We start from the raw sequence: 18,682 nt of genomic DNA, 5'->3' as shown, positions 1-18,682 counted from the left end.
CTCACGGCATGGCCCGTCTTACCGACGACGGTCGCGGCGTGAACTCATCGGCTGGAACGCCACGCCCACATGCGCCTCGCAATAGGGTTTGCCTGCTTGTACCGGCAACCCGCAGAACCAGAAATCCGGCGTCGCCGGATCACCCACGGGCCATTTGCAGGTACGTTCGGTCAGCTCCATCAGGGTCAGCTTCTTGGCTTTCTTCTCGACCTCGTTGACCTTGGCGAGCGCCGCCGGGTCGATCTCGTTGGTCGAGGGTTGCGGCGGCAGCGGCTGACCGGCCGGGATGATCGGTTTGATCCGGCTTGCCGGGATCGGCGGCGGGGCCGCGGATTCGGTCTTGGGCTGCGGCTTGGGCGCGGCCTTCGGGGCGGCCTTGGGTTTGGATGGTTTGGTAGTCGTTTTCGCCTTGGCCTCGGATTTGTCGGCGCTGCCGCCCGATCCATTGCGGTTCGACAGCCCAAGCCGGTGCACTTTACCGATCACGGCATTGCGCGTGACGCCACCCAGTTCCTTGGCGATCTGGCTGGCCGACTGGCCCTCGCCCCACATTTTTTTCAGCAGTTCTACGCGCTCATCGCTCCAGGACATGCCCCGTTCCTTATCTCAAAAGGCGGCCCGGTTTGACCTGCCGCCCTGTAAAAATCCATCAGCGCCCTATTCTAGTCACTCACGGCTGAGTTACAAGGCATCGAATCGGCGAATAAACGGGCAAATCGAATGGCAGAAGACTTTGAAATGGGATCGCGCCGCTTTGGGCGGATCAATTGGCTGGGTCTGGCGACATTGGCCAGCCGCGAGGTGCAGCGTTTCATGGCCGTCTGGACGCAGACATTGATGGCCCCGCTGGTGACGGCGGGGCTATTCTTGATGATCTTCACCATCGCGATTGGTCCGCGCCGGGGCGATGTGATGGGCGTCGATTTCATGACTTTCCTCGCGCCGGGCATCCTGATGATGACGGTCATCCAGAACGCTTTCGCCAATACCTCGTCGTCGATCGTGATCGCCAAGGTGCAGGGCAATATCGTCGATACGCTGATGCCGCCGCTGTCACCTGCCGAAATGGTGCTGGGCTATCTGGCCGGTGGGATTGGTCGCGGGTTGATGGTGGCCGTCGCGATCTCGCTGGGTCTGTGGGTGTTCCTTGGCATCGGCGTGCAGCATCCGATCTGGGCACTCTGCTACGTTATCCTGGGGTCTGCGTTGCTGGGCGCTTTGGGTATGGTCGCGGGCATCTTTGCCAACAAGTTCGACCAGATGGCGGCGATCACCAATTTTATCGTGACGCCGCTGGCCTTCCTGTCGGGCACGTTCTACTCGGTCGAGGCATTGCCGCCGGTTCTGCGCCAGATCACCCATTTCAACCCGATCTTCTACCTGATCGACGGCATGCGCTATGGCATGATCGGCGTCTCGGACAGCGCGCCCTTACTGGGTCTTGTGGTGGTCGTGGCCGCAACCCTCGCCATCTCGCTGATTGCCCTGTTGATGTTCGCGCGCGGCTACCGGCTCAAGGCCTAGGTCTTGCGCCGCAGCGCGGCCTCGCGCCAGGCCAGCAGGGCCGCGCCACCCAGAATGATCCCCGCCCCGGAGGCTGAGACCGCATCGGGCACCACCCCGAAAACGGCCCAGTCGTAAAGCGCGGCAAAGACCAGCGCGGCATAGAAAAACGGGGCAACGAAACTGGCATCCGCCCGTGCCATCGCATTGACGAAACAGGCCTGCGCGCCTGCCATCAAGATGCCAATCCCCGCCATCGCCGCCCATTGCGCGGGCGTGGGCCAGATCCAGACGAAACTGGCGGCGACACTGGCGATGCACAGGCCAATGGCGTTGTTGATCAACAATATCTGAACCGGTGCCTCGCGGCCCGACAGACGTTTGATCAGGATCACCTCGGTCCCCAAGAGCAGCGCCGAGCCAAGCGCCAGAAACGCGCCGAATTCCAGCGCGCCATCGCCGGGCCGGGTCAGGATCGCCGCCCCCAGCAGGGCGATGATCGCGGCGGACCAGCGGACCGGTCCGACCTTCTCACCCAGAAGCGGGATGGCCAGCATCATCGCGAAGACCGGGTTGAGGAAACTGATCGCCGTGGCATCCGACAGGGGGATGAAGGCGGCGGCGGCGAACATCAACGTGACCCCACCCCAACCGAGCGCTGAGCGGCCCACATGCAGCGGCAGATGCACCCGCGTGAACCGGGGCCGCGTCAGTACCACGAAAGTCCCGATGGTCATCAGCGCAAACAGGAACCGCCCGAAACTGATCTGTAGCGCCGGCATCTCAGGGCCCAGCACGCCCGTTCCCAACGCCTTGGCCATCAGCGTTGTTCCGGCTGCAAAGGACGCCGCCAACAGCGTCAGCGATGCCGCCATGGCCGGGTTCTGGGCGCGGGGTTCAAACATGCGTCAACGCTTGATCCGATACAGGACAGGCCGCAAGCGGGAAATGCCCCGGCCCTGACGATTTATGTCAGGAGCGGGGGAACGGTTCCGGCAGATAAAGATCCGTCGCCAACCGGTTTAACCGGGTCGTGATCAGGTAGAGTTGCCCCGGCACATAATTCTGCTTGAAGGCCGAGCCATTATAAACCTCGGGAACAAGCTGGTGCAGCCTGTCGTAATGCTGCTTTGAGCCATCCATCGCATAGCTGCGATGCAGGTTGACCCAGAGCAGAAATTTCGCGCGTGTCAGCGGTTCAAGTGACAGGATTTCGGTTGTCCCGATGTCCAGCGTCGCCAGATATTCGATCTGGGCCAGAGGCTCCAGGTTTCGAACCCGGCTTTTCCCGATATCGAGAGAATGCAGGTTTTTCAGCCGGGCAAGCGGGGTCAGATCGGTTACCGGTGTTTCGCGGATCGACAGCCGTGCCAGCGCTGGCAGTTGTGCGACGATCTCAAGCGATGCGATTTCTGTTCCGTCCAGATTAAGCGAGTAAAGATCTTCGATTTCCAGGATCGTTGGCGGCAATTGCCGCAGATGCGTCAATTCGCTGAAATCAATCGAGGATTTACGGTCTTCTTTTGCCGTCGTAATAAGTTGCGCGGCCTTCTCATAATGTTCGTTGGCCAATTGGCGCGCTGTAAAAATGCCGGGCATCACATAAATGGTTGCCGCAGTGACTAACAGTAATATCAATAATTTACGCATCTTTTGATCCTGTATGACGTCCTGGAATTCCGGTCTGGATACGTGCGTGGGAAGGAAGGGTAGTGACTGAAATGTGGGGGATTTATGGCCGTGGAACACATCCGCGTGACCGTGCGGTGATCATGGCAAAACCCGGCCCGGTCGAATTAATGCTTCACGTTGCGTAAAGAACCGGCTAAAGCGGCCCCATGATCACAGGCTACACATATATCCAGTCCCGACGCCGACGCATTCGCGCCTGACGTCCCGCTGCCTGTTTGATCCCGCGCCCACCCGGCGCATCACCCCCGGAAATCATTGACTTGGCCCCAGCCGTAAGGCAACTCTTTGGGCTTCTCGACCAAAAGGATTTTGACCATGATCCCGACCGTTCTGCCGACCTATAACCGCGCCGCGCTCACCTTTGTCAAAGGCGAGGGCAGCTGGCTGATCGAAAAGGATGGGCGCCGATTTCTGGATCTGGGCGCGGGAATTGCGGTCAATGCCCTGGGCCATGCCCATCCGGCGCTGGTCAAGGCGCTGACCGATCAGGGCAACGCGCTCTGGCATACGTCGAACCTCTATCATATCCCGCAGCAACAGGCATTGGCCGACAAGCTGGTGGATAATAGCTTTGCCGATACGGTTTTCTTTACCAATTCCGGCACCGAGGCATGCGAACTAGCCGTCAAGATGGCACGCAAGCACTTCCACGATGCGGGCCAGCCCGAGCGGGTCGAGATCCTCACGTTCGAAGGGGCATTCCACGGCCGCTCTGCCGCCGGGATCGCCGCTGCGGGGTCGGAAAAGATGACCAAGGGGTTTGGCCCGACCCTGCCGGGTTTCAAAAACCTGCCCTGGAACGATCACGATGCGGTGGCCGCCGCCATCACCGATAAGACCGCCGCCATCCTGATCGAACCGGTGCAGGGCGAAGGTGGGATTCGCCCGCTGCCTGATCAATGCCTCAAGGGTCTGCGCGATCTTTGTGACGAACACGGGCTTCTGCTGATCTTTGACGAGGTGCAATGCGGCATGGGTCGCACCGGGCGGCTTTTTGCCCATGAATGGGCCGGGGTTGATCCCGACATCATGATGGTCGCCAAGGGTATCGGCGGAGGGTTTCCGCTGGGCGCGGTGCTGGCCAATGAGCACGCCGCCAGTGGCATGGTCGCCGGCACGCACGGGTCCACCTATGGCGGTAACCCGCTGGCCTGCGCCGTGGGCTGTGCGGTCGTTGATATCGTCGCCGATCCCGCCTTTCTGGCACGGGTCAACCGCAAGGCGGGCCTTCTGCGGCAAAAGCTTGAAGGGTTGGTTGCCGATCATCCCGAAATATTTGACAGCGTGCGCGGTCAGGGCCTGATGCTGGGCCTCAAATGCAAGGCGGCCAATGTTGATCTGGTCAACGCGGCCTATGCGGCTGAATTGATCACCGTACCGGCCGCCGATAACGTGATCCGCCTGCTGCCGCCGCTCAATATTTCCGAGGATGAGATCAGCGACGCCATCGCGCGCCTGTCCGCCGCTGCCAACGCGGTCGAAGCCGCCGCGCAAAAGGCCACCGCCTGACCCTCCATCTTTCTCAAAATACGCCGGGCGGATCACCAATAGGCGATCAGGGGCGACGCCCCACCCGGCTCAATACAAAGCGATACGACATGAACCATTTTCTAGACATCCACAAAACCGACCCGGCATCCCTGCGGTCGATCATCGATCAGGCCCAGGACATGAAAACTGCGCGCCTGGGCCGTCCGCGCGGCACGCCTGACGATGTCCAACCGCTGGCGGGGCACGTGGTGGCGCTGATCTTCGAAAAACCCTCGACCCGGACCCGCGTCAGCTTTGATGTGGGCGTGCGCCAGATGGGGGGGACCACGATGGTGCTTTCGGGCACCGACATGCAGCTTGGGCATGGTGAAACCATCGCCGACACGGCCCGCGTGTTGTCTCGTTACGTGGATCTGATCATGATCCGGACCTTTGACGAAACCGTGCTGATGGAAATGGCCGAGTATGCCGACGTGCCGGTGATCAACGGGCTGACCGACCGCACCCATCCCTGCCAGATCATGGCCGACGTGATGACCTACGAGGAACATCGCGGCCCAATCAAAGGCAAAAAGGTCGTCTGGTCCGGGGATGGCAACAATGTTTGCGCCTCTTTCCTGCACGCGGCCGCGCAGTTCGGCTTTGACCTCACCTTTACCGGCCCGGCCCAGCTTGACCCCGAGGATGTGTTCATGGGCCTCGCTCGCAAGGCCGGCAGCACTGTCATCGTCGAACGTGATCCGTTCAAGGCCGTCGAAGGTGCCGATCTGGTGGTGACCGATACCTGGGTCTCGATGCATGACAGCCAGTCTGCCAAGGAACGCCGTCACAACATGCTGCGCCCTTATCAGGTGAATGACGAATTGATGGCCGCTGCCAAACCCGACGCGCTTTTCATGCATTGTCTGCCTGCCCACCGCGAGGAAGAGGCGACCTCTTCGGTTATGGACGGTCCCAACTCAGTCGTCTTCGACGAGGCTGAAAATCGGCTGCACGCGCAAAAAGCGGTCATGCGCTGGTGTCTGGGGGTCTGATCCGCCAATGCCCTGCGCCGGGCATCATGGCGCGGGGCGATTGTGTACACAATCCGCGTACGTTGTGTAAATAGTTTACACCGCCACCTTGCCTTGCGCGCCGATATATCCGGCGGACAGACACCCTTGCAAATCCCGCCTCAACCCCTAGCCTTAAGATGAGCAGAGCAGGGTACAGGGTTTCGCATGTCAAAGGCACAGATCGGGGTGTATGGGCTTGGTACAATGGGCAGCGCATTGGCGCTGAACATGGCCGAAAAGGGCTTTCACGTGGCGGTGACCAACCGCGAGACTGACTGGATTTCGGATTTCGTGGCCGAGTCGGGTGATTTGGCGGAGAAGCTGCATCCTTATGAAAAGATTGAGGAATTTGTGGCAGGATTGGATGCGCCCCGCGTCATCTTGTTCATGATCCCCTCGGGCAGGCCGATGGATTTGATGATCGAGGCCATCGCGCCGCTCTTGTCGTCCGGCGACACGATCATCGACGGCGGCAACGCCGATTTTCACCAAACCCGCAGACGCTCGGCCGCGCTGGCCGGGCAGGACATCCATTTCGTGGGCATGGGTGTATCCGGCGGTGAAAAGGGCGCCCGCCACGGTCCCTCGATGATGGTTGGCGGAACTGAACATAGCTGGCAACAACTCCGCGAAGTCCTTGTTTCTATTGCAGCAAAGTTCGAAGGCGACCCTTGCGTTGATCATCTGGGCCCGGATGGGGCCGGGCATTTCGTAAAGACCGTTCATAACGGGATCGAATATGCGGAAATGCAGGTCATTGCCGAAATTTACGGGCTGCTGCGCAATGGGGCTGCTTGGGCACCGGCTGAGATCGGGCAGATGTTTGAGCGGTGGGATCAGGGGCGTTTGAAATCCTACCTTGTTGAAATAACAGGAAAAACTTTGCAATTTGATGACCCCAAGACGGGTCATCCGATGGTGGATGTGATCAAAGACGCCGCCGGTCAAAAAGGCACCGGACGCTGGACAGTGGTCGAAGCGGTCAGGCTGGGTCAATCGGCCAATATGATCGAAGCAGCGGTCGGGGCGCGCAGTTGGTCATCCGAGAAAGAAACCAGAGTGACCGCCCAGAAAATCCTGAGCGGCCGACGATCCGAGCTGAACCTGGATGAGGTCACATTGGCAGATGCGTTTCTGGCAGTGCGCATTCTGGGCTATGCACAGGGTTTTCGCCTTCTGGCAGCGGCCTCCGAGGAATATGAGTGGGCCCTGGACTACGCCCGGATTGCCGAAATCTGGCGCGCCGGCTGCATCATCCGCTCTGCGCTTCTGGATGATATTTCCGACGCGTTCCGGGGAGATTTGCCAGCAGGGCAATTGATCCTGGCGCCTCAAATGGCGACGCTTCTGGAAAAATGTGTCCCTGCTTTGCGGCATGTCGTTGCCGCCGCCGTAAACGGAGGTCACGCCGTGCCTGCGATGGCTGCGGCGCTCAGTTGGTATGACACGATCCGTCAGGGATATGGCACAGCCAACATCATCCAGGTACAACGTGACTTCTTTGGTCATCATGGGTTCGAACGATTGGGCGAAGAGGGAAAGCACCACGGTCCCTGGTGGGATTAACCCTTGTTTTATCGAGTGCACTGGCGCGCACGCCTGATCTCTCGTCGTCCGCCTCCGGCCTCCTCCTCGGGGCGCCTATGTCGGGCGTGACATGCCGTTACGAGAGAAGAGATGGTTTTGAAGAAAGTGGGGTCGCGCGAGGTTATAAATCGGGACGAATCCCTTGACGCCCCGGGGGTTTGGGCCTAAAGACCGCAAACGGAATTCGGGGCGCTGCCGTCGGCACGCGCCCGTTTGTATTGAAAAGGGCGCGGATGCCCAGAGCACTGGAAGAGGATGACCCCATGTCGCGCCGCTGCGAACTGACCGGAAAAGGCCCGATGGTTGGCAACAACTCCAGCCACGCCAACAACAAAACCCGTCGTCGGTACCTGCCGAACCTGAACGACGTTACCCTGCAATCGGAAACTCTGAAACGCGGTATCAAGCTGCGCATCACCGCCGCCGCGCTGCGCAGTGTCGATCACCGTGGTGGGCTGGACTCATATCTTGCGAAGGCCAAGGATACCGAATTGTCGGCCAACGCACTGAAAGTCAAAAAAGAGATTGCAAAGGCGCAGGCTGCCAACGCCTGACCTTTCTGCTTTCGAGTTTGAACGGCCCTGCCTGAATTGGTGGGGTCGTTTTTATTTTGTAATTAGTGTCTTAGAAGCTCATCGACCCACAATGGGACGATTGTGCCAGCGGGGCCGTGGTGCAGTTCGGCAAAATCACGGACATTGGTAGATGGCTCCAAATTCAGCTCGACCGTATGAGCCCCGGCGCGTCCGGCATGTTGGGCGAAAGCAGCCGCGGGATAGACATTGCCTGAGGTTCCGATCGCTGCAAATAGATCGGCCTCTTCCAAATGGGCCCAGATTGCCTCCATCTCATAGGGGGTTTCTCCGAACCAGACCACGTCGGGCCGGGTTGCAGGAACGCTACAGGCCGGGCAGGGGTCGTTTGTGTCCATCTTTAGCGGCGCAGGCCAGCGATGACCGCATGCCGCACAGAGAGCGCCGGCAAGGGCGCCATGCATATGGATGATGTGGGTAGAGCCTGCGCCCTCGTGCAGGGCATCGACATTCTGGGTCACGATCACCACCTCGCCCGAATACTCGTGTTCCAGCCGCGCCAACGCCAGGTGGGCTGAATTGGGCGCGACGCCTGCTGCTTTTTCACGCCGGGCGTTGTAGAACCGATGCACCAGATGTGGGTCGCGCGTGAAACCCTCGGGGGTGGCCACATCTTCGACCGCGTGCTGCGCCCAGATGCCGCCTGCGTCGCGAAACGTGCCAAGCCCGCTTTCCGCAGAAATTCCAGCGCCAGTCAATATGACGATCTTTTCCATATACTCTCCTTGCCGTAGTGTTTTGCCGAAAGGAGACACCTATGGCCAGTCGTATTCTATTTGTCTGTCTTGGCAATATCTGCCGGTCACCTGCCGCCGAAGGGGTGTTTCGATCTCTGGCGCCTATGATTGCGACCGACAGTGCCGGGACGGCAGGCTGGCATGTTGGAAAGCCACCTTATGAGCCTATGCAAAGGGCGGCAACGGCGCGGGGCTATGACCTTTCAGATATGCGGGCGCGGCAGTTTGTTGGCGCTGATTTCGACCAGTTTGATCTGATCATCGCGATGGATGACGCCAATATACGCGATATTGAACAGCTACGTCCGGAAGGTTCGGCAATTCCGGTCAGGCTCTTTACCGATTATGCGTCTGAGACGGACATGACGCATGTGCCAGATCCCTATTATACGCGTGATTTCGATGGTGCGCTTGATTTGATAGAAGTGGCGGCAAAAGGTCTGGTTGCGACGCTCTAGCGGTATCTTTTCGCATTTCCCGAAGCCGCGTTTAAGCGCCGGAAAAAACACATGCCACTCTTGCGGGAATTTCTTGCCCGACGCTCGGATTGCGCGCATCTCATGGATGAAGGAGATTTGCCATGCCCATCACCGACCTCAAAATCGCGCCCGGTCAACCCCCGCAAACCGCGGCAGATATTGCTGATACCGTGCAAATGATGCTGGCCCGTCTTCGTACCGGCGGTGCTCAGGTTGCGTTGGAATATGCGCGTCAGTTGGATGGATGGCAGGGTGAGGTCACGGTGAGCCGTGATCAGATCGACGCGGCCGTCGCGTTGGTGCCGCAATCGCTCAAGGATGACATCCGCTGGGCGCATGACAATATTTCCAAATTCGCCGCTGCCCAGCGTGCCACAGCGCAGGATATGGAGATCGAGCTGCGCCCTGGCCTGATTGCCGGGCAGCGTCAGATACCGCTGAATGCGGCGGGCTGTTACGTGCCGGGCGGGCGCTATACCCATATCGCATCGGCGCTGATGTCCATTGGTACGGCGCGCGAGGCCGGAGTGGCAGACATCACCGCCTGTTCACCCCCCAACGGGGCAGAAGGTATCCCGCGCGCGATGCTTTATGCGATGGATCTAGCTGGGGCGACACGCATCCTGACCATCGGTGGTGTGCAGGGTGTCGCAGCAATGGCCTTTGGCATGTTCGGCGCACCCGCGGCGGATATTCTGGTTGGCCCAGGCAATGCCTATGTGGCTGAAGCGAAACGGCAATTATTCGGGCCTATCGGGATTGATATGTTTGCCGGGCCCACTGACAGTCTTGTGCTGGCAGATCACACGGCGGATGTCGAAACCGTCGCTATTGACCTGGTTGGGCAGGCGGAACACGGCGCGAACTCTCCGGTTTGGCTCGCCACCACTCACAAACCTCTGGCGGAACAGGTGATGGCGCGTATTCCGTCGATGATCGCCGAACTGCCTGAGCCAAACCGGAGTGCAGCGACCACCGCCTGGGCCGATCTGGGCGAAGTCGTACTATGCGGCACGGCCGAGGAAATGGCCCAGTATGCAGACGAAAAAGCGCCAGAGCATCTGCATGTTCAAGCGGCGGATTTGTCGTGGTGGCGTGACCGTCTGAACGCCTATGGTTCGCTCTTTCTGGGTGAAGAAACCACCGTAGCTTTTGGCGACAAGGCGGCGGGGCCGAACCATGTACTGCCGACCTCGGGTGCGGCGCGCTATACCGGTGGACTTTCGGTGCATAAGTTTCTCAAGACCGTGACATGGCAAAAGGTGGATGAACGTACCTTGCCCGACCTGGCGCGGGTGACGGCCAGCCTCAGCCGCGCTGAACGGATGGAGGGACATGCCCGTTCCGCCGACATCCGGTTGGCACGATTTGCAGCGCAACCCAAACGCGCGGCGAACGGCCAATAAAAAGGCGTCGAATGTCTGCTTGAGACCGGATTGCAGTTGTGGTGACCAATTCAATTGGCGCATTGCAGGGATTTTAGAAAGCGTCCGTTCAGGGCGCTTTTTTATGCTTGTCATAGCCTGCTTCAAGCTCTTGTTTCAGAAATTCGCCAAACACGGTCGGTTCGAACCGGCTTGGGTTCTCTTCGCTTACGCAAGACGCGAAGGGGACGATGGTTGTTGCGACATTCGGGTCAAAAAAGAAGGGGCATGAATATCGCGATTTGCCCGAAAGGTTGATGACACGGTGCGGTGTCGACAGCAATCGGCCGTTTGACCAGCGGTGCAACATGTCGCCGACATTGACGACAAATGTGCCTGGGATGCGCGGGGCGTCGATCCATTTTCCTGCTGGTGTTTGCACCTGAAGGCCTCCGATATCGTCCTGCGCCAGGATCGTGAGGCATCCGAAATCCGTATGCGGGGCCGATCCAAAGACATCATCGTCGTCCATCGGGTTGGCGGGCGGGTAATACAGCAGGCGCAACCAGGTTGTCGGCCTTTCAAATGCGGGGGCAACTTCGTCAGGGTCTACCCCGATAGCGCGCGCCGCAATATCCATCAACCGTCGCCCCAGGCCAGCCATCGCATCGTGATAGGCCATGACGTCGGCCTTGAAACCCTCAAGGTCCGGCCATTGATTTGGTCCCGCAAGATAGGCACCCGCCTGAACGTCCGGAGAATCTGGCCCGTCCTCGCGCATGATCATAAAGCTTTCGGACTGGTTGGGCTTTCTCACATCGGCCAGTTTGGAATTAATATCCGTTGATGTGTTGATGGGAATGAAACCGCGGTGTTGGCCATTCAGCTCAACCGCCATCTTGGCCCGGGCGGGTAAAGCGTGAAAACGGGCAGAGGCCTGAAAGACCCTATCTATCAAGTCTTTGGGAACGCCGTGGTTCTTGATGTAGCCAAAGCCGGTTGTGCCATAGGTGTCGGCGAACCTTGTCGCCAGACAACGCTTGGCCTGCTCGTCATCGCCATGGATCGCGTTAACGTCAATGACGGGGATTTCCGTGAATTCAGTCATATTTCGAAAGCCTTGCAGTCGTTAAGGAAAGAGCGCGAAAATCTGCGCTCGCTATCCTTCAAAAGCTTTGCGACGGTGGTGCGCGTGACGCTCCATGATGACGGAAAACTGCTTCATAATTGCAGGTTAGGGGAGCCAGAAGCGCAGCTCAACACCCTATCCTTCGCCACACGCGGTTTTGCCAAGTCAGTTCCGCACGCCTGAGAACCGGGCCTGCCAATCCTCTCTTTGCTCATCGCTGATCTTGGCAAAAAGCACGTCGGGGACTGTGAAGGTGTGGCCGGGTTTCAGGCTTTCCAATGCGGTAGTAACGTCATCGGGCCAGCCGTCGTCTTTGGTCTGCATCGCCGCCAGCATCGACGCAGCGGCATCGGGGATAAATGGGGCCGACAGCACCGCGTAAAGCCGGATCAGGTTCAGCGCCAGGCGGATCTGCATCGCTGCCCGTTCGGGATCTTCCTTGAAGGCGGCCCAGGGGGCGGCGGATTGCAGGTATTCGTTGCCCGCGACCCAGATTGCGCGCAGCTCGGTCGCGGATTTGCGTACTTCCATCGCCTCCATATGGCCTTCATAGGCACGGATGCGGGTGGTCAGTTCGGCAATCAACGCCTCTTCCTGGGTGCCATATGCGCCGCCCGAGGGCACTTCTTCGCCAAATTTAGAGCGGCAGAACTTGGTCACCCGGCTGACGAAATTTCCCAGAACGTCGGCGAGATCCTTGTTTACCGATGCCTGGAAATTCTCCCATGTGAACTCGCTGTCGCTGCTTTCGGGCGCGTGGGACAACAGCCACCAGCGCCAGTAATCCGCCGGCAGAAGCTCCAGCGCCTGATCCATGAAGACGCCGCGGCCCTGGCTGGTGCTGAACTGCCCGCCATCGTAGTTCAAATAGTTGAAAGACTTGATGTAATCGACCAGCTTCCACGGCTCGTCTGAGCCCAGAATGGTCGCCGGGAAGCTGAGCGTGTGGAAGGGCACGTTATCCTTGCCCATGAACTGGGTATAGGTCACGTCATCGGCACCCTTGTCGGTGCGCCACCAGCGTTCCCAATCTGCGCCCTTGCCCGCGTCCTGCCATTCCTGCGCGCAGGCGATGTATTCGATTGGTGCGTCGAACCACACGTAGAACACCTTACCTTCCATCCCCGGCCAATCCTGATCGCCGCGTTTGACCGGCACGCCCCAGTCCAGATCGCGGGTGATGCCGCGATCCTTGAGCCCATCGCCGTCATTCAGCCATTTCCTGGCGATAGAGGTGGTCAGGATCGGCCAGTCCTTCTTGCTGTCGATCCAGGCGTTCAGATCGTCGCGCAGATTGCTCTGGCAGAGGTAGAGATGCTTGGTCTCGCGCACTTCAAGATCGGTCGACCCCGAGACTGCGCTGCGCGGCTTGATCAGGTCGGTCGGGTCAAGCTGTTTGGTGCAGTTTTCGCATTGGTCGCCTCGGGCCTTGTCATAGCCGCAATTGGGGCAGGTGCCCTCGATATAGCGATCCGGCAGAAACCGTTTGTCGGCGTGGGAATAGATCTGTTTTTCACTGACTTCGCGGATCAGGCCCGCATCGTGCAGACGACCCGCGAAATGCTGAGTCAGGGTGCGGTTCTGCGCACTGGAAGACCGTCCGAAGTGATCGAAGCTGAGCCGAAAACCCTTGCCCAGACGATCCTGCACCTCCCACATCTCGGCGCAGTAGTCGGCGACGGGTTTGCCGGCCTTGGCGGCGGCCAGTTCGGCGGGCGTTCCATGTTCATCGGTGGCGCAGAGAAACAGCACCTCGTGGCCGCGCCCACGCAGGTAGCGCGCATAGAGATCTGCGGGCAGTTGCGAGCCTACCAGATTGCCCAGATGTTTGATCCCGTTGATATAAGGGATGGCCGAGGTAATGAGATGCCGTGCCATTTAATGCCTGCCTTCAAGTCGCGTTTGGCCCCGTTTAGCGCAGGTTGTCAGGCAGTACTAGCGCTTGTCGCGCAAACGGCTTGTGAGGCGGCCCAGGGTGAAGCTGGTGCGCGGGCTCCAGATATAGGGGGTCCGCTCGCTCCGGGTTTTTCGTACGCGCATTCGGGCCGCGCCGAATATCACCAGCAAGATATGTCCGGCAGCGATCATCATGAACATCGCCGGGGGGCCAAACACGTCGATCAGTTTTGAGGCCAGTAAAGGCGCTGCAATGGCCCCCAGAGCGTAGAAGAACATCAGCGCGGCCGAAAGCTCGACGCGCTGGGAATTGTCCGCGAAATCATTGGCATGGGCTGCCGATATCGAGAATATCGGAAAGGTTGTCAGGCCGAAAAAGAACGCTGTGATCATCACGCCATCGGGGCCGAATATATGGGAAAACGCGGTGAGTGCGCAGCTAAAGACGGCAGCGATGGAAAGGCCAATCAATACGTGGCGACGATCAAACCGATCGGCCAGCCAACCCACCGGATATTGTGCCAGGGCACCACCCAGCACGAAGGCGGCCAGGAACCAGGCGATCTGTTCAACCTCAAGCCCGACCTGTTGGCCATAAATCGGTCCGACCATGCGGAACGAGGCGCTGGACAGGGCTGCGACCAAAACACCCGCCGCCGCAAGCGGAGAGCAATCGATCAGCAGGCGCGGGCGCAGGCGAGGTGCTGCGGGTGTTTGAGGTTGTGTGGCCTTGGTCAAGGTCAGTGGCAGAAGTGACGCACAACAGACGATGGCAAGCAAGTTGTAAGAGACGTAAGAGGCTGGTTCCAATACAGAAATCAGCAGTTGCGCCATCAACGAGGCACCCATATCCGCGACCCTGTAGGCGCCCATTGCGCGGCCTCGGGTCTTGTTGGTGACCTTGGCGTGAAGCCAAGCCTCGATCACCGTATAACAGCCTGCCACGCACATGCCCGACGCGATCCGCATCACCGCCCAGGCATAGGCGTCGATCCACAGCATATGTGCCAGAAGCCCGATGGCCCCGGCCGAGGTGAAGGCAGCAAAGGCGCGGGCATGTCCAACGCTGCCCATCAAGCGGGGTGCCCACCAACAGCCGATGAAAAACCCGAAGAAATGCGCCGACCCCAGAAGGCCGATTTCGGCGGTGCTGAAACTGAGCGCCAGGCCCGAGATTGCGTCCAGTGGTCCGACGCCGCCTGTGGAGAGCTGCAACAGGATTACGGACAGAAACAGAGCGGCGAAAGAGATCAGCATGCGCATGGTAAGCCCACCATGTCATCGCTGCTGGCGGATGCGAACAGTTTTTCGACAAAAGCGTGTCGTTTTAGGATGTTACTTTGAAATCTGAGCGATGATCCTGAGGCCGATCTCATCACCGACGAGCTTTGGAAATCCGTTGGCGCCGAACTCCGAACGGCGAACCGTGCCGTTCAGTTCGATCAGCAGATTATTGCGATCTCTCAGGTCGGTGCCGCGCTGGCGGAAGAGGCGGGCGGTGAGGGTGACGGGGCGTGTGACGCCACGAATGGTCAGGTCGCCCGTCACTGCGGCCTCGCGCAGATCGCCGCGAATGCGGGTGGAGCGGAAGTGGATTTCGGGGAAGCGGTCAGTGTCGAGGACCGAGCGGCTTTTCATCGCTTCGGTTGCGAAGATGAAACCGGCGCGGGCAGCACCGGCGTTCAACGTGACCAGCACCCGGCTGGCCGGAACATTATCCAGATCAATCAGAAGGTCGGCGGACTTGACCGGCATCTTCCCGGATTTCTGTGCCCCGTCAAAGACATAGCTGAAGTTGACCGAGGAGCCGCCCGCGTCCAGGCGATAGCTTTCGGGGCCCGCCAGGGCCAGCGACGGAATGAGGGCGAGTACGGTGATCAAAATGCGTAGCATGAAGCTGAGATAGGCCGGATCCCCATCGCCGCCGCCTTTGGGTGGTCACGATTACGTCAACGCTGACGCGGCTTTCGAATGGGGGCGACGGGGCGGTTAAATACTCCACGCTGCGCCAAACCAGAGAGAATCGGGTTAACACGCTGAAATCATTGAAAATCCCATGTCGGTATAACGTCGGTATTTTGTCGGTATAACGTCGGTGCGAAAAGCGGTGTTTTGCTGGATTAACAGGGCGGGCGATGTGCCGGGGTCGTTGGCGGCCGGTGCTCACCCGGGCAAATGAGATTGTCGGAGCTCTTGTGCTGCTGGCCTTGTTCGGCTTTCAGTCTTTGGCCGTCCGGTTGGCCAAATCGTGACATGTGCTGTCCGAAAAAAGGGCATCCGCCGTGTTTCGGAGGATGCCTGTTATTAGCGCGATGTCATGCTTTGTAGATCAGTGCGCGCCTTGCAAGCTTAGCACAGTGACATCTATTTTCGGGCCGGTTTCGATGTTGCTGATCCGGTCCAGCACCTTGCGATAGGATGCCGCGGCAAAACGGGCAAGCGCGAGGTCGGCCTTGGACGCCGTCTTGGCGCGATCCGGGCGATTGACCGATTGCGCTGCACGGGTTTGCGGGCGCGGGCGGGCCGCGCGCTTGGGCGAGGCCGTTCTGTGTTTCTTTGGTTCAGATTTCTGCTGCGATGCTTCGGCACGGGCAGAGGCCTGCTCTCGCTTTTTCCGGGCGGCAAAATCATCATAGGCCGTTTGCGCGCGCGTTGGTTTTGCGCTGGCCTGATCTTTCAGATGCGCAATCAACCTGTCCGCCGCAGCGTTGATGCGGGCCATGTGCCGCGTCGCGCGTTCCCGGTCGGCAGAGCAATCCGGATGATATTTCAATGCCATCTCGCGACGCACGCGCTTGACGTCCGCAAGCGTCGCTTCGTCATCAAGGCCCAAGACGCGGGCGGCATGTTCTGGTGTTGCGGCCATGTTCACTCCGGGAATCGAAAGAGTAAGATTAAAGTTTTCTCTTTATATTCCAGAAAATTTGAAACGAATACGCTGACATTTGTTCTTGGTTAACCGCAGCGGCCCTGACGGATGGGTGATTGGCGGCCCCGGCGCGTCCTGACGGGGCAGGCCTATGGTGCTGTCAGCGGGCGTTATCGCATTGCGACTGGCGGTGACCGCGCTAGGTTGCGCGGGGCGAGACAAGGAAGGGACGTGCGATGAAGATGAATGAGCTGGGCCGTACCGGTCTGAAGGTGAGCGAGCTGTGCCTGGGGTCGATGACATGGGGGACGCAGAATACCACCGCCGAAGGCCACGCGCAGATTGATCGCGCGCTGGAGCGGGGGGTGAATTTCATCGATACCGCCGAGATGTATCCGGTGAACCCGATCAGCGCCGAGACCGCCGGGCGCACCGAGGACATCATCGGCCAGTGGAATGTCCGTTCGGGCAAGCGGGATCAGGTGATCCTGGCAACCAAGCATTCCGGCGCGGGGATGCGCTATATCCGCGACGGGGCCGAGATTTCGGCCAAGTCGATCCCCGGTGCCATCGAGGGTTCGCTAAAGCGGTTACAGACCGATTACATCGACCTTTACCAGTTTCATTGGCCCAATCGCGGCAGCTATATGTTCCGGCAGAACTGGCGTTATGATCCGTCCGGTCAGGACCGCGCCGAAACCATCGCCCATATGGAAGAGACGCTGGACGCGTTGCAGCGCGAGGTCGACAAGGGCACGATCCGCGCCTTTGGCCTGTCCAATGAAAGCGCCTGGGGCACGGCGCAGTGGTTGCGGATCGCCGAGGATCGCGGGCTGCCCCGGGTCGCGTCGATCCAGAACGAATATTCGCTGATGTGCCGGCTTTACGATACCGATCTGGCCGAGCTGAGCGTCAACGAAGACGTGGGCCTGCTGGCATTTTCGCCTTTGGCGGCGGGGATGCTGACGGGCAAGTATCAGGGTGGGGCGGTGCCCGAAGGGTCGCGCATGTCCTATGTTGCCAATCTGGGCGGGCGCAAGACTGACCGGGCCTTTGCCGCGGTGGATGCCTATCTGGGTGTGGCGCGCAAGCACGGGCTGGACCCGGTGCAGATGGCGCTGGCCTGGTGTCTGACACGGCCTTTCATGTGTTCGGCCATCTTCGGATCGACCAGCATGGATCAGCTTGATCTAGCGTTGGGGGCTGCCGAGGTGACGCTGTCGGATGATGTGCTGCGCGATATTGATCTTGCGCACAGGGCGCACGCGATGCCCTATTGACCCTGGCTTTCGGTGTCGATGCCATCCAGTTGGATGTCGGCGGCCTGCGTTTTGAGCCGCATCCAGGCCGCATCGGTCAGCGTGTTGCCGCCGGACAAGGTGCGCAAGAGCCGGATGTTGAGCCGCCTTGCGGGCAGGCGGTCTGACAGGTCGGTCAGTTCGCCCCGCGCCAGCGCCTCATGCGCGACGGAGCGTGGCAGCCAGCCGATGCCCAGCCCCTGACGGATGAATTGCAGCACGGCAGGTGTCAGGCCGGTTTCGGCGACATTGCGCGTGATCGCGTCGCGCGGCAGGGCGGGCAGCAGGTGCAGGCGCTGGATTTCGCCCAGGTAGATATCGGCCGGGTAGGTGATCAGCGGCAGCTCCATCCGGTCCAGCGCCTGGCGCATCATCGGCATGTCGCGCAGGTTAGCAACGGGGATCAGGTGGTCGGCCCCGACCGCGATCTGTTCAAAGAGCTGCCGGTCAAAGGCGGTCGCTTCGCCATCGGTCTGGTAGATCAGCGCAAAGTCGATTTCCCGGCGGAGCAGCATCAGCTGGCATTCGCTGCGGGTGCCCGAACGGATGCGCAGTTCGATGTCGCGCTCTTCGGTCAGGCTGCGGGTCAGCAACGGCGAGACCATCGTGGTCAGCGCGTGCTGACAGCCCAGCGAAAGTCGTTTCCGGTTGAGCCCGTCGCGATCCGACAGCCCGGCCTTTAATTCACGGAACCGGCGGGCAGATTCGCGCAGTTCTGCCTCCATCGCGCGGACATGTGGCAGCAATGTTACCGGTTTGCGGTCGCGGTCAAAGAGGGCGCAGCCAAGCGCATCCTCGATCCCGCGGATGCGGCGGGTGAAGGCCGAGGGCGTCAGGAAGCGCCGTTCCGCCGCCGCGCTGAACGAGCCGGTGTCGAGCACCGCCAGAATATCTTCGATCCATTCAAGCCTCATCTGGGCAGTATAAGTTGCAAGAATTGCAAAAAGAAGTCCGGATTTCGAAATTGTATGGGGGTTGGAGATGTGGTT

General features: G+C 59.8%; 18 protein-coding genes. 8 read left to right on the top strand and 10 right to left on the bottom strand.

All coding sequences use genetic code 11. The features are described 5' to 3' along the window. Nucleotides 1-18: 18 nt before the first annotated feature. Entirely contained in the window at nucleotides 19-591 is a 573-nt protein-coding gene (locus Q1B27_RS15890) for a GcrA family cell cycle regulator (protein WP_299848811.1), read from the bottom strand. A gap of 129 nt (nucleotides 592-720) precedes the next feature. On the opposite strand from Q1B27_RS15890, the gene Q1B27_RS15885 reads away from it, so the two are divergent. After that, a complete protein-coding gene (locus Q1B27_RS15885) occupies nucleotides 721-1,524 on the top strand; it encodes an ABC transporter permease (RefSeq protein ID WP_299848810.1) in 804 nt (267 codons plus the stop codon). On the opposite strand, the gene Q1B27_RS15880 is transcribed toward Q1B27_RS15885, so the two are convergent. Continuing rightward, complete coding sequence (locus tag Q1B27_RS15880) at nucleotides 1,521-2,408, bottom strand: DMT family transporter (RefSeq protein ID WP_299848809.1); 888 nt, start codon at nucleotides 2,406-2,408, stop codon at nucleotides 1,521-1,523. The genes Q1B27_RS15885 and Q1B27_RS15880 overlap by 4 nt on opposite strands. Before the next feature lie 67 nt (nucleotides 2,409-2,475). Next, nucleotides 2,476-3,153, bottom strand: coding sequence for a hypothetical protein (locus Q1B27_RS15875; protein WP_299848808.1), 678 nt, complete (start codon nucleotides 3,151-3,153; stop codon nucleotides 2,476-2,478). A gap of 357 nt (nucleotides 3,154-3,510) precedes the next feature. On the opposite strand from Q1B27_RS15875, the gene Q1B27_RS15870 reads away from it, so the two are divergent. From Q1B27_RS15870 to rpmB, 4 genes are all read left to right on the top strand, one after another. Beyond that, nucleotides 3,511-4,704, top strand: a complete 1,194-nt coding sequence (locus tag Q1B27_RS15870) for an aspartate aminotransferase family protein (protein WP_299848807.1) — start codon at nucleotides 3,511-3,513, stop codon at nucleotides 4,702-4,704. Between the two features lie 89 nt (nucleotides 4,705-4,793). Beyond that, complete coding sequence (argF, locus tag Q1B27_RS15865) at nucleotides 4,794-5,720, top strand: ornithine carbamoyltransferase (protein WP_299848806.1); 927 nt, start codon at nucleotides 4,794-4,796, stop codon at nucleotides 5,718-5,720. 186 nt (nucleotides 5,721-5,906) lie between these two features. Next, the gene (gndA, locus tag Q1B27_RS15860; protein ID WP_299848805.1) at nucleotides 5,907-7,307 is read left to right on the top strand and encodes an NADP-dependent phosphogluconate dehydrogenase; all 1,401 of its coding nucleotides are present in this window, start codon (nucleotides 5,907-5,909) and stop codon (nucleotides 7,305-7,307) included. Nucleotides 7,308-7,591: 284 nt separating this feature from the next. Continuing rightward, the gene (gene rpmB, locus Q1B27_RS15855; protein WP_299848935.1) at nucleotides 7,592-7,882 is read left to right on the top strand and encodes a 50S ribosomal protein L28; all 291 of its coding nucleotides are present in this window, start codon (nucleotides 7,592-7,594) and stop codon (nucleotides 7,880-7,882) included. Between the two features lie 62 nt (nucleotides 7,883-7,944). Here the strand turns inward: rpmB and Q1B27_RS15850 are convergent, their stop codons facing one another. Next, nucleotides 7,945-8,637 carry an NAD-dependent deacylase gene (locus Q1B27_RS15850; protein WP_299848804.1) on the bottom strand — a complete coding sequence of 231 codons (693 nt, stop codon included), beginning with the start codon at nucleotides 8,635-8,637 and terminating at the stop codon, nucleotides 7,945-7,947. Between the two features lie 41 nt (nucleotides 8,638-8,678). Between Q1B27_RS15850 and Q1B27_RS15845 the strand changes: the two genes are divergently transcribed. Together Q1B27_RS15845 and hisD are read left to right on the top strand one after the other, a co-directional pair. Further along, nucleotides 8,679-9,116 carry a low molecular weight protein-tyrosine-phosphatase gene (locus Q1B27_RS15845; protein WP_299848803.1) on the top strand — a complete coding sequence of 146 codons (438 nt, stop codon included), beginning with the start codon at nucleotides 8,679-8,681 and terminating at the stop codon, nucleotides 9,114-9,116. Between the two features lie 122 nt (nucleotides 9,117-9,238). After that, the gene (hisD, locus tag Q1B27_RS15840; RefSeq protein ID WP_299848802.1) at nucleotides 9,239-10,543 is read left to right on the top strand and encodes a histidinol dehydrogenase; all 1,305 of its coding nucleotides are present in this window, start codon (nucleotides 9,239-9,241) and stop codon (nucleotides 10,541-10,543) included. A gap of 88 nt (nucleotides 10,544-10,631) precedes the next feature. Here the strand turns inward: hisD and Q1B27_RS15835 are convergent, their stop codons facing one another. The 5 genes from Q1B27_RS15835 to Q1B27_RS15815 all read right to left on the bottom strand — a co-directional run bounded on the left by Q1B27_RS15835 (nucleotide 10,632) and on the right by Q1B27_RS15815 (nucleotide 16,392). Next, entirely contained in the window at nucleotides 10,632-11,609 is a 978-nt protein-coding gene (locus Q1B27_RS15835; protein ID WP_299848801.1) for a 2OG-Fe(II) oxygenase family protein, read from the bottom strand. A 186-nt stretch (nucleotides 11,610-11,795) separates the two neighbouring features. Continuing rightward, complete coding sequence (gene metG, locus Q1B27_RS15830; protein WP_299848800.1) at nucleotides 11,796-13,508, bottom strand: methionine--tRNA ligase; 1,713 nt, start codon at nucleotides 13,506-13,508, stop codon at nucleotides 11,796-11,798. A gap of 57 nt (nucleotides 13,509-13,565) precedes the next feature. Next, nucleotides 13,566-14,789, bottom strand: a complete 1,224-nt coding sequence (locus Q1B27_RS15825) for an MFS transporter (RefSeq protein WP_299848799.1) — start codon at nucleotides 14,787-14,789, stop codon at nucleotides 13,566-13,568. A 72-nt stretch (nucleotides 14,790-14,861) separates the two neighbouring features. After that, nucleotides 14,862-15,419 (bottom strand): YceI family protein, encoded by a 558-nt coding sequence (locus Q1B27_RS15820; RefSeq protein ID WP_299848798.1) that lies wholly within the window; start codon nucleotides 15,417-15,419, stop codon nucleotides 14,862-14,864. Between the two features lie 436 nt (nucleotides 15,420-15,855). Next, nucleotides 15,856-16,392, bottom strand: a complete 537-nt coding sequence (locus Q1B27_RS15815; protein ID WP_299848797.1) for a DnaJ domain-containing protein — start codon at nucleotides 16,390-16,392, stop codon at nucleotides 15,856-15,858. A 239-nt stretch (nucleotides 16,393-16,631) separates the two neighbouring features. Between Q1B27_RS15815 and Q1B27_RS15810 the strand changes: the two genes are divergently transcribed. After that, nucleotides 16,632-17,675 carry an aldo/keto reductase gene (locus Q1B27_RS15810; RefSeq protein WP_299848796.1) on the top strand — a complete coding sequence of 348 codons (1,044 nt, stop codon included), beginning with the start codon at nucleotides 16,632-16,634 and terminating at the stop codon, nucleotides 17,673-17,675. Here the strand turns inward: Q1B27_RS15810 and Q1B27_RS15805 are convergent. After that, nucleotides 17,669-18,607, bottom strand: coding sequence for a LysR family transcriptional regulator (locus Q1B27_RS15805; RefSeq protein WP_299848795.1), 939 nt, complete (start codon nucleotides 18,605-18,607; stop codon nucleotides 17,669-17,671). The genes Q1B27_RS15810 and Q1B27_RS15805 overlap by 7 nt on opposite strands. Nucleotides 18,608-18,682 lie beyond the last annotated feature (75 nt).

Source organism: uncultured Roseovarius sp. (genome assembly GCF_947489715.1).
Classification (GTDB): Bacteria; Pseudomonadota; Alphaproteobacteria; order Rhodobacterales; family Rhodobacteraceae; genus Roseovarius.
The sequence above is the reverse complement of the archived record's forward strand: the minus strand, read 5'-3'. Positions and strand labels throughout refer to the sequence as shown.

Bases quoted from the DNA above. Each gene is read 5' to 3' on its own strand.
- hisD (WP_299848802.1), top strand. From the start codon at position 9,239: ATGCCCATCACCGACCTCAAAATCGCGCCCGGTCAACCCCCGCAAACC.
- Q1B27_RS15875 (WP_299848808.1), bottom strand. From the start codon at position 3,153: ATGCGTAAATTATTGATATTACTGTTAGTCACTGCGGCAACCATTTAT.
- Q1B27_RS15810 (WP_299848796.1), top strand. From the start codon at position 16,632: ATGAAGATGAATGAGCTGGGCCGTACCGGTCTGAAGGTGAGCGAGCTG.
- Q1B27_RS15845 (WP_299848803.1), top strand. From the start codon at position 8,679: ATGGCCAGTCGTATTCTATTTGTCTGTCTTGGCAATATCTGCCGGTCA.
- Q1B27_RS15850 (WP_299848804.1), bottom strand. From the start codon at position 8,637: ATGGAAAAGATCGTCATATTGACTGGCGCTGGAATTTCTGCGGAAAGC.
- Q1B27_RS15885 (WP_299848810.1), top strand. From the start codon at position 721: ATGGCAGAAGACTTTGAAATGGGATCGCGCCGCTTTGGGCGGATCAAT.
- Q1B27_RS15805 (WP_299848795.1), bottom strand. From the start codon at position 18,607: ATGAGGCTTGAATGGATCGAAGATATTCTGGCGGTGCTCGACACCGGC.
- Q1B27_RS15835 (WP_299848801.1), bottom strand. From the start codon at position 11,609: ATGACTGAATTCACGGAAATCCCCGTCATTGACGTTAACGCGATCCAT.
- metG (WP_299848800.1), bottom strand. From the start codon at position 13,508: ATGGCACGGCATCTCATTACCTCGGCCATCCCTTATATCAACGGGATC.
- Q1B27_RS15820 (WP_299848798.1), bottom strand. From the start codon at position 15,419: ATGCTACGCATTTTGATCACCGTACTCGCCCTCATTCCGTCGCTGGCC.
- Q1B27_RS15880 (WP_299848809.1), bottom strand. From the start codon at position 2,408: ATGTTTGAACCCCGCGCCCAGAACCCGGCCATGGCGGCATCGCTGACG.
- Q1B27_RS15825 (WP_299848799.1), bottom strand. From the start codon at position 14,789: ATGCGCATGCTGATCTCTTTCGCCGCTCTGTTTCTGTCCGTAATCCTG.
- Q1B27_RS15870 (WP_299848807.1), top strand. From the start codon at position 3,511: ATGATCCCGACCGTTCTGCCGACCTATAACCGCGCCGCGCTCACCTTT.
- Q1B27_RS15815 (WP_299848797.1), bottom strand. From the start codon at position 16,392: ATGGCCGCAACACCAGAACATGCCGCCCGCGTCTTGGGCCTTGATGAC.
- rpmB (WP_299848935.1), top strand. From the start codon at position 7,592: ATGTCGCGCCGCTGCGAACTGACCGGAAAAGGCCCGATGGTTGGCAAC.
- argF (WP_299848806.1), top strand. From the start codon at position 4,794: ATGAACCATTTTCTAGACATCCACAAAACCGACCCGGCATCCCTGCGG.
- gndA (WP_299848805.1), top strand. From the start codon at position 5,907: ATGTCAAAGGCACAGATCGGGGTGTATGGGCTTGGTACAATGGGCAGC.
- Q1B27_RS15890 (WP_299848811.1), bottom strand. From the start codon at position 591: ATGTCCTGGAGCGATGAGCGCGTAGAACTGCTGAAAAAAATGTGGGGC.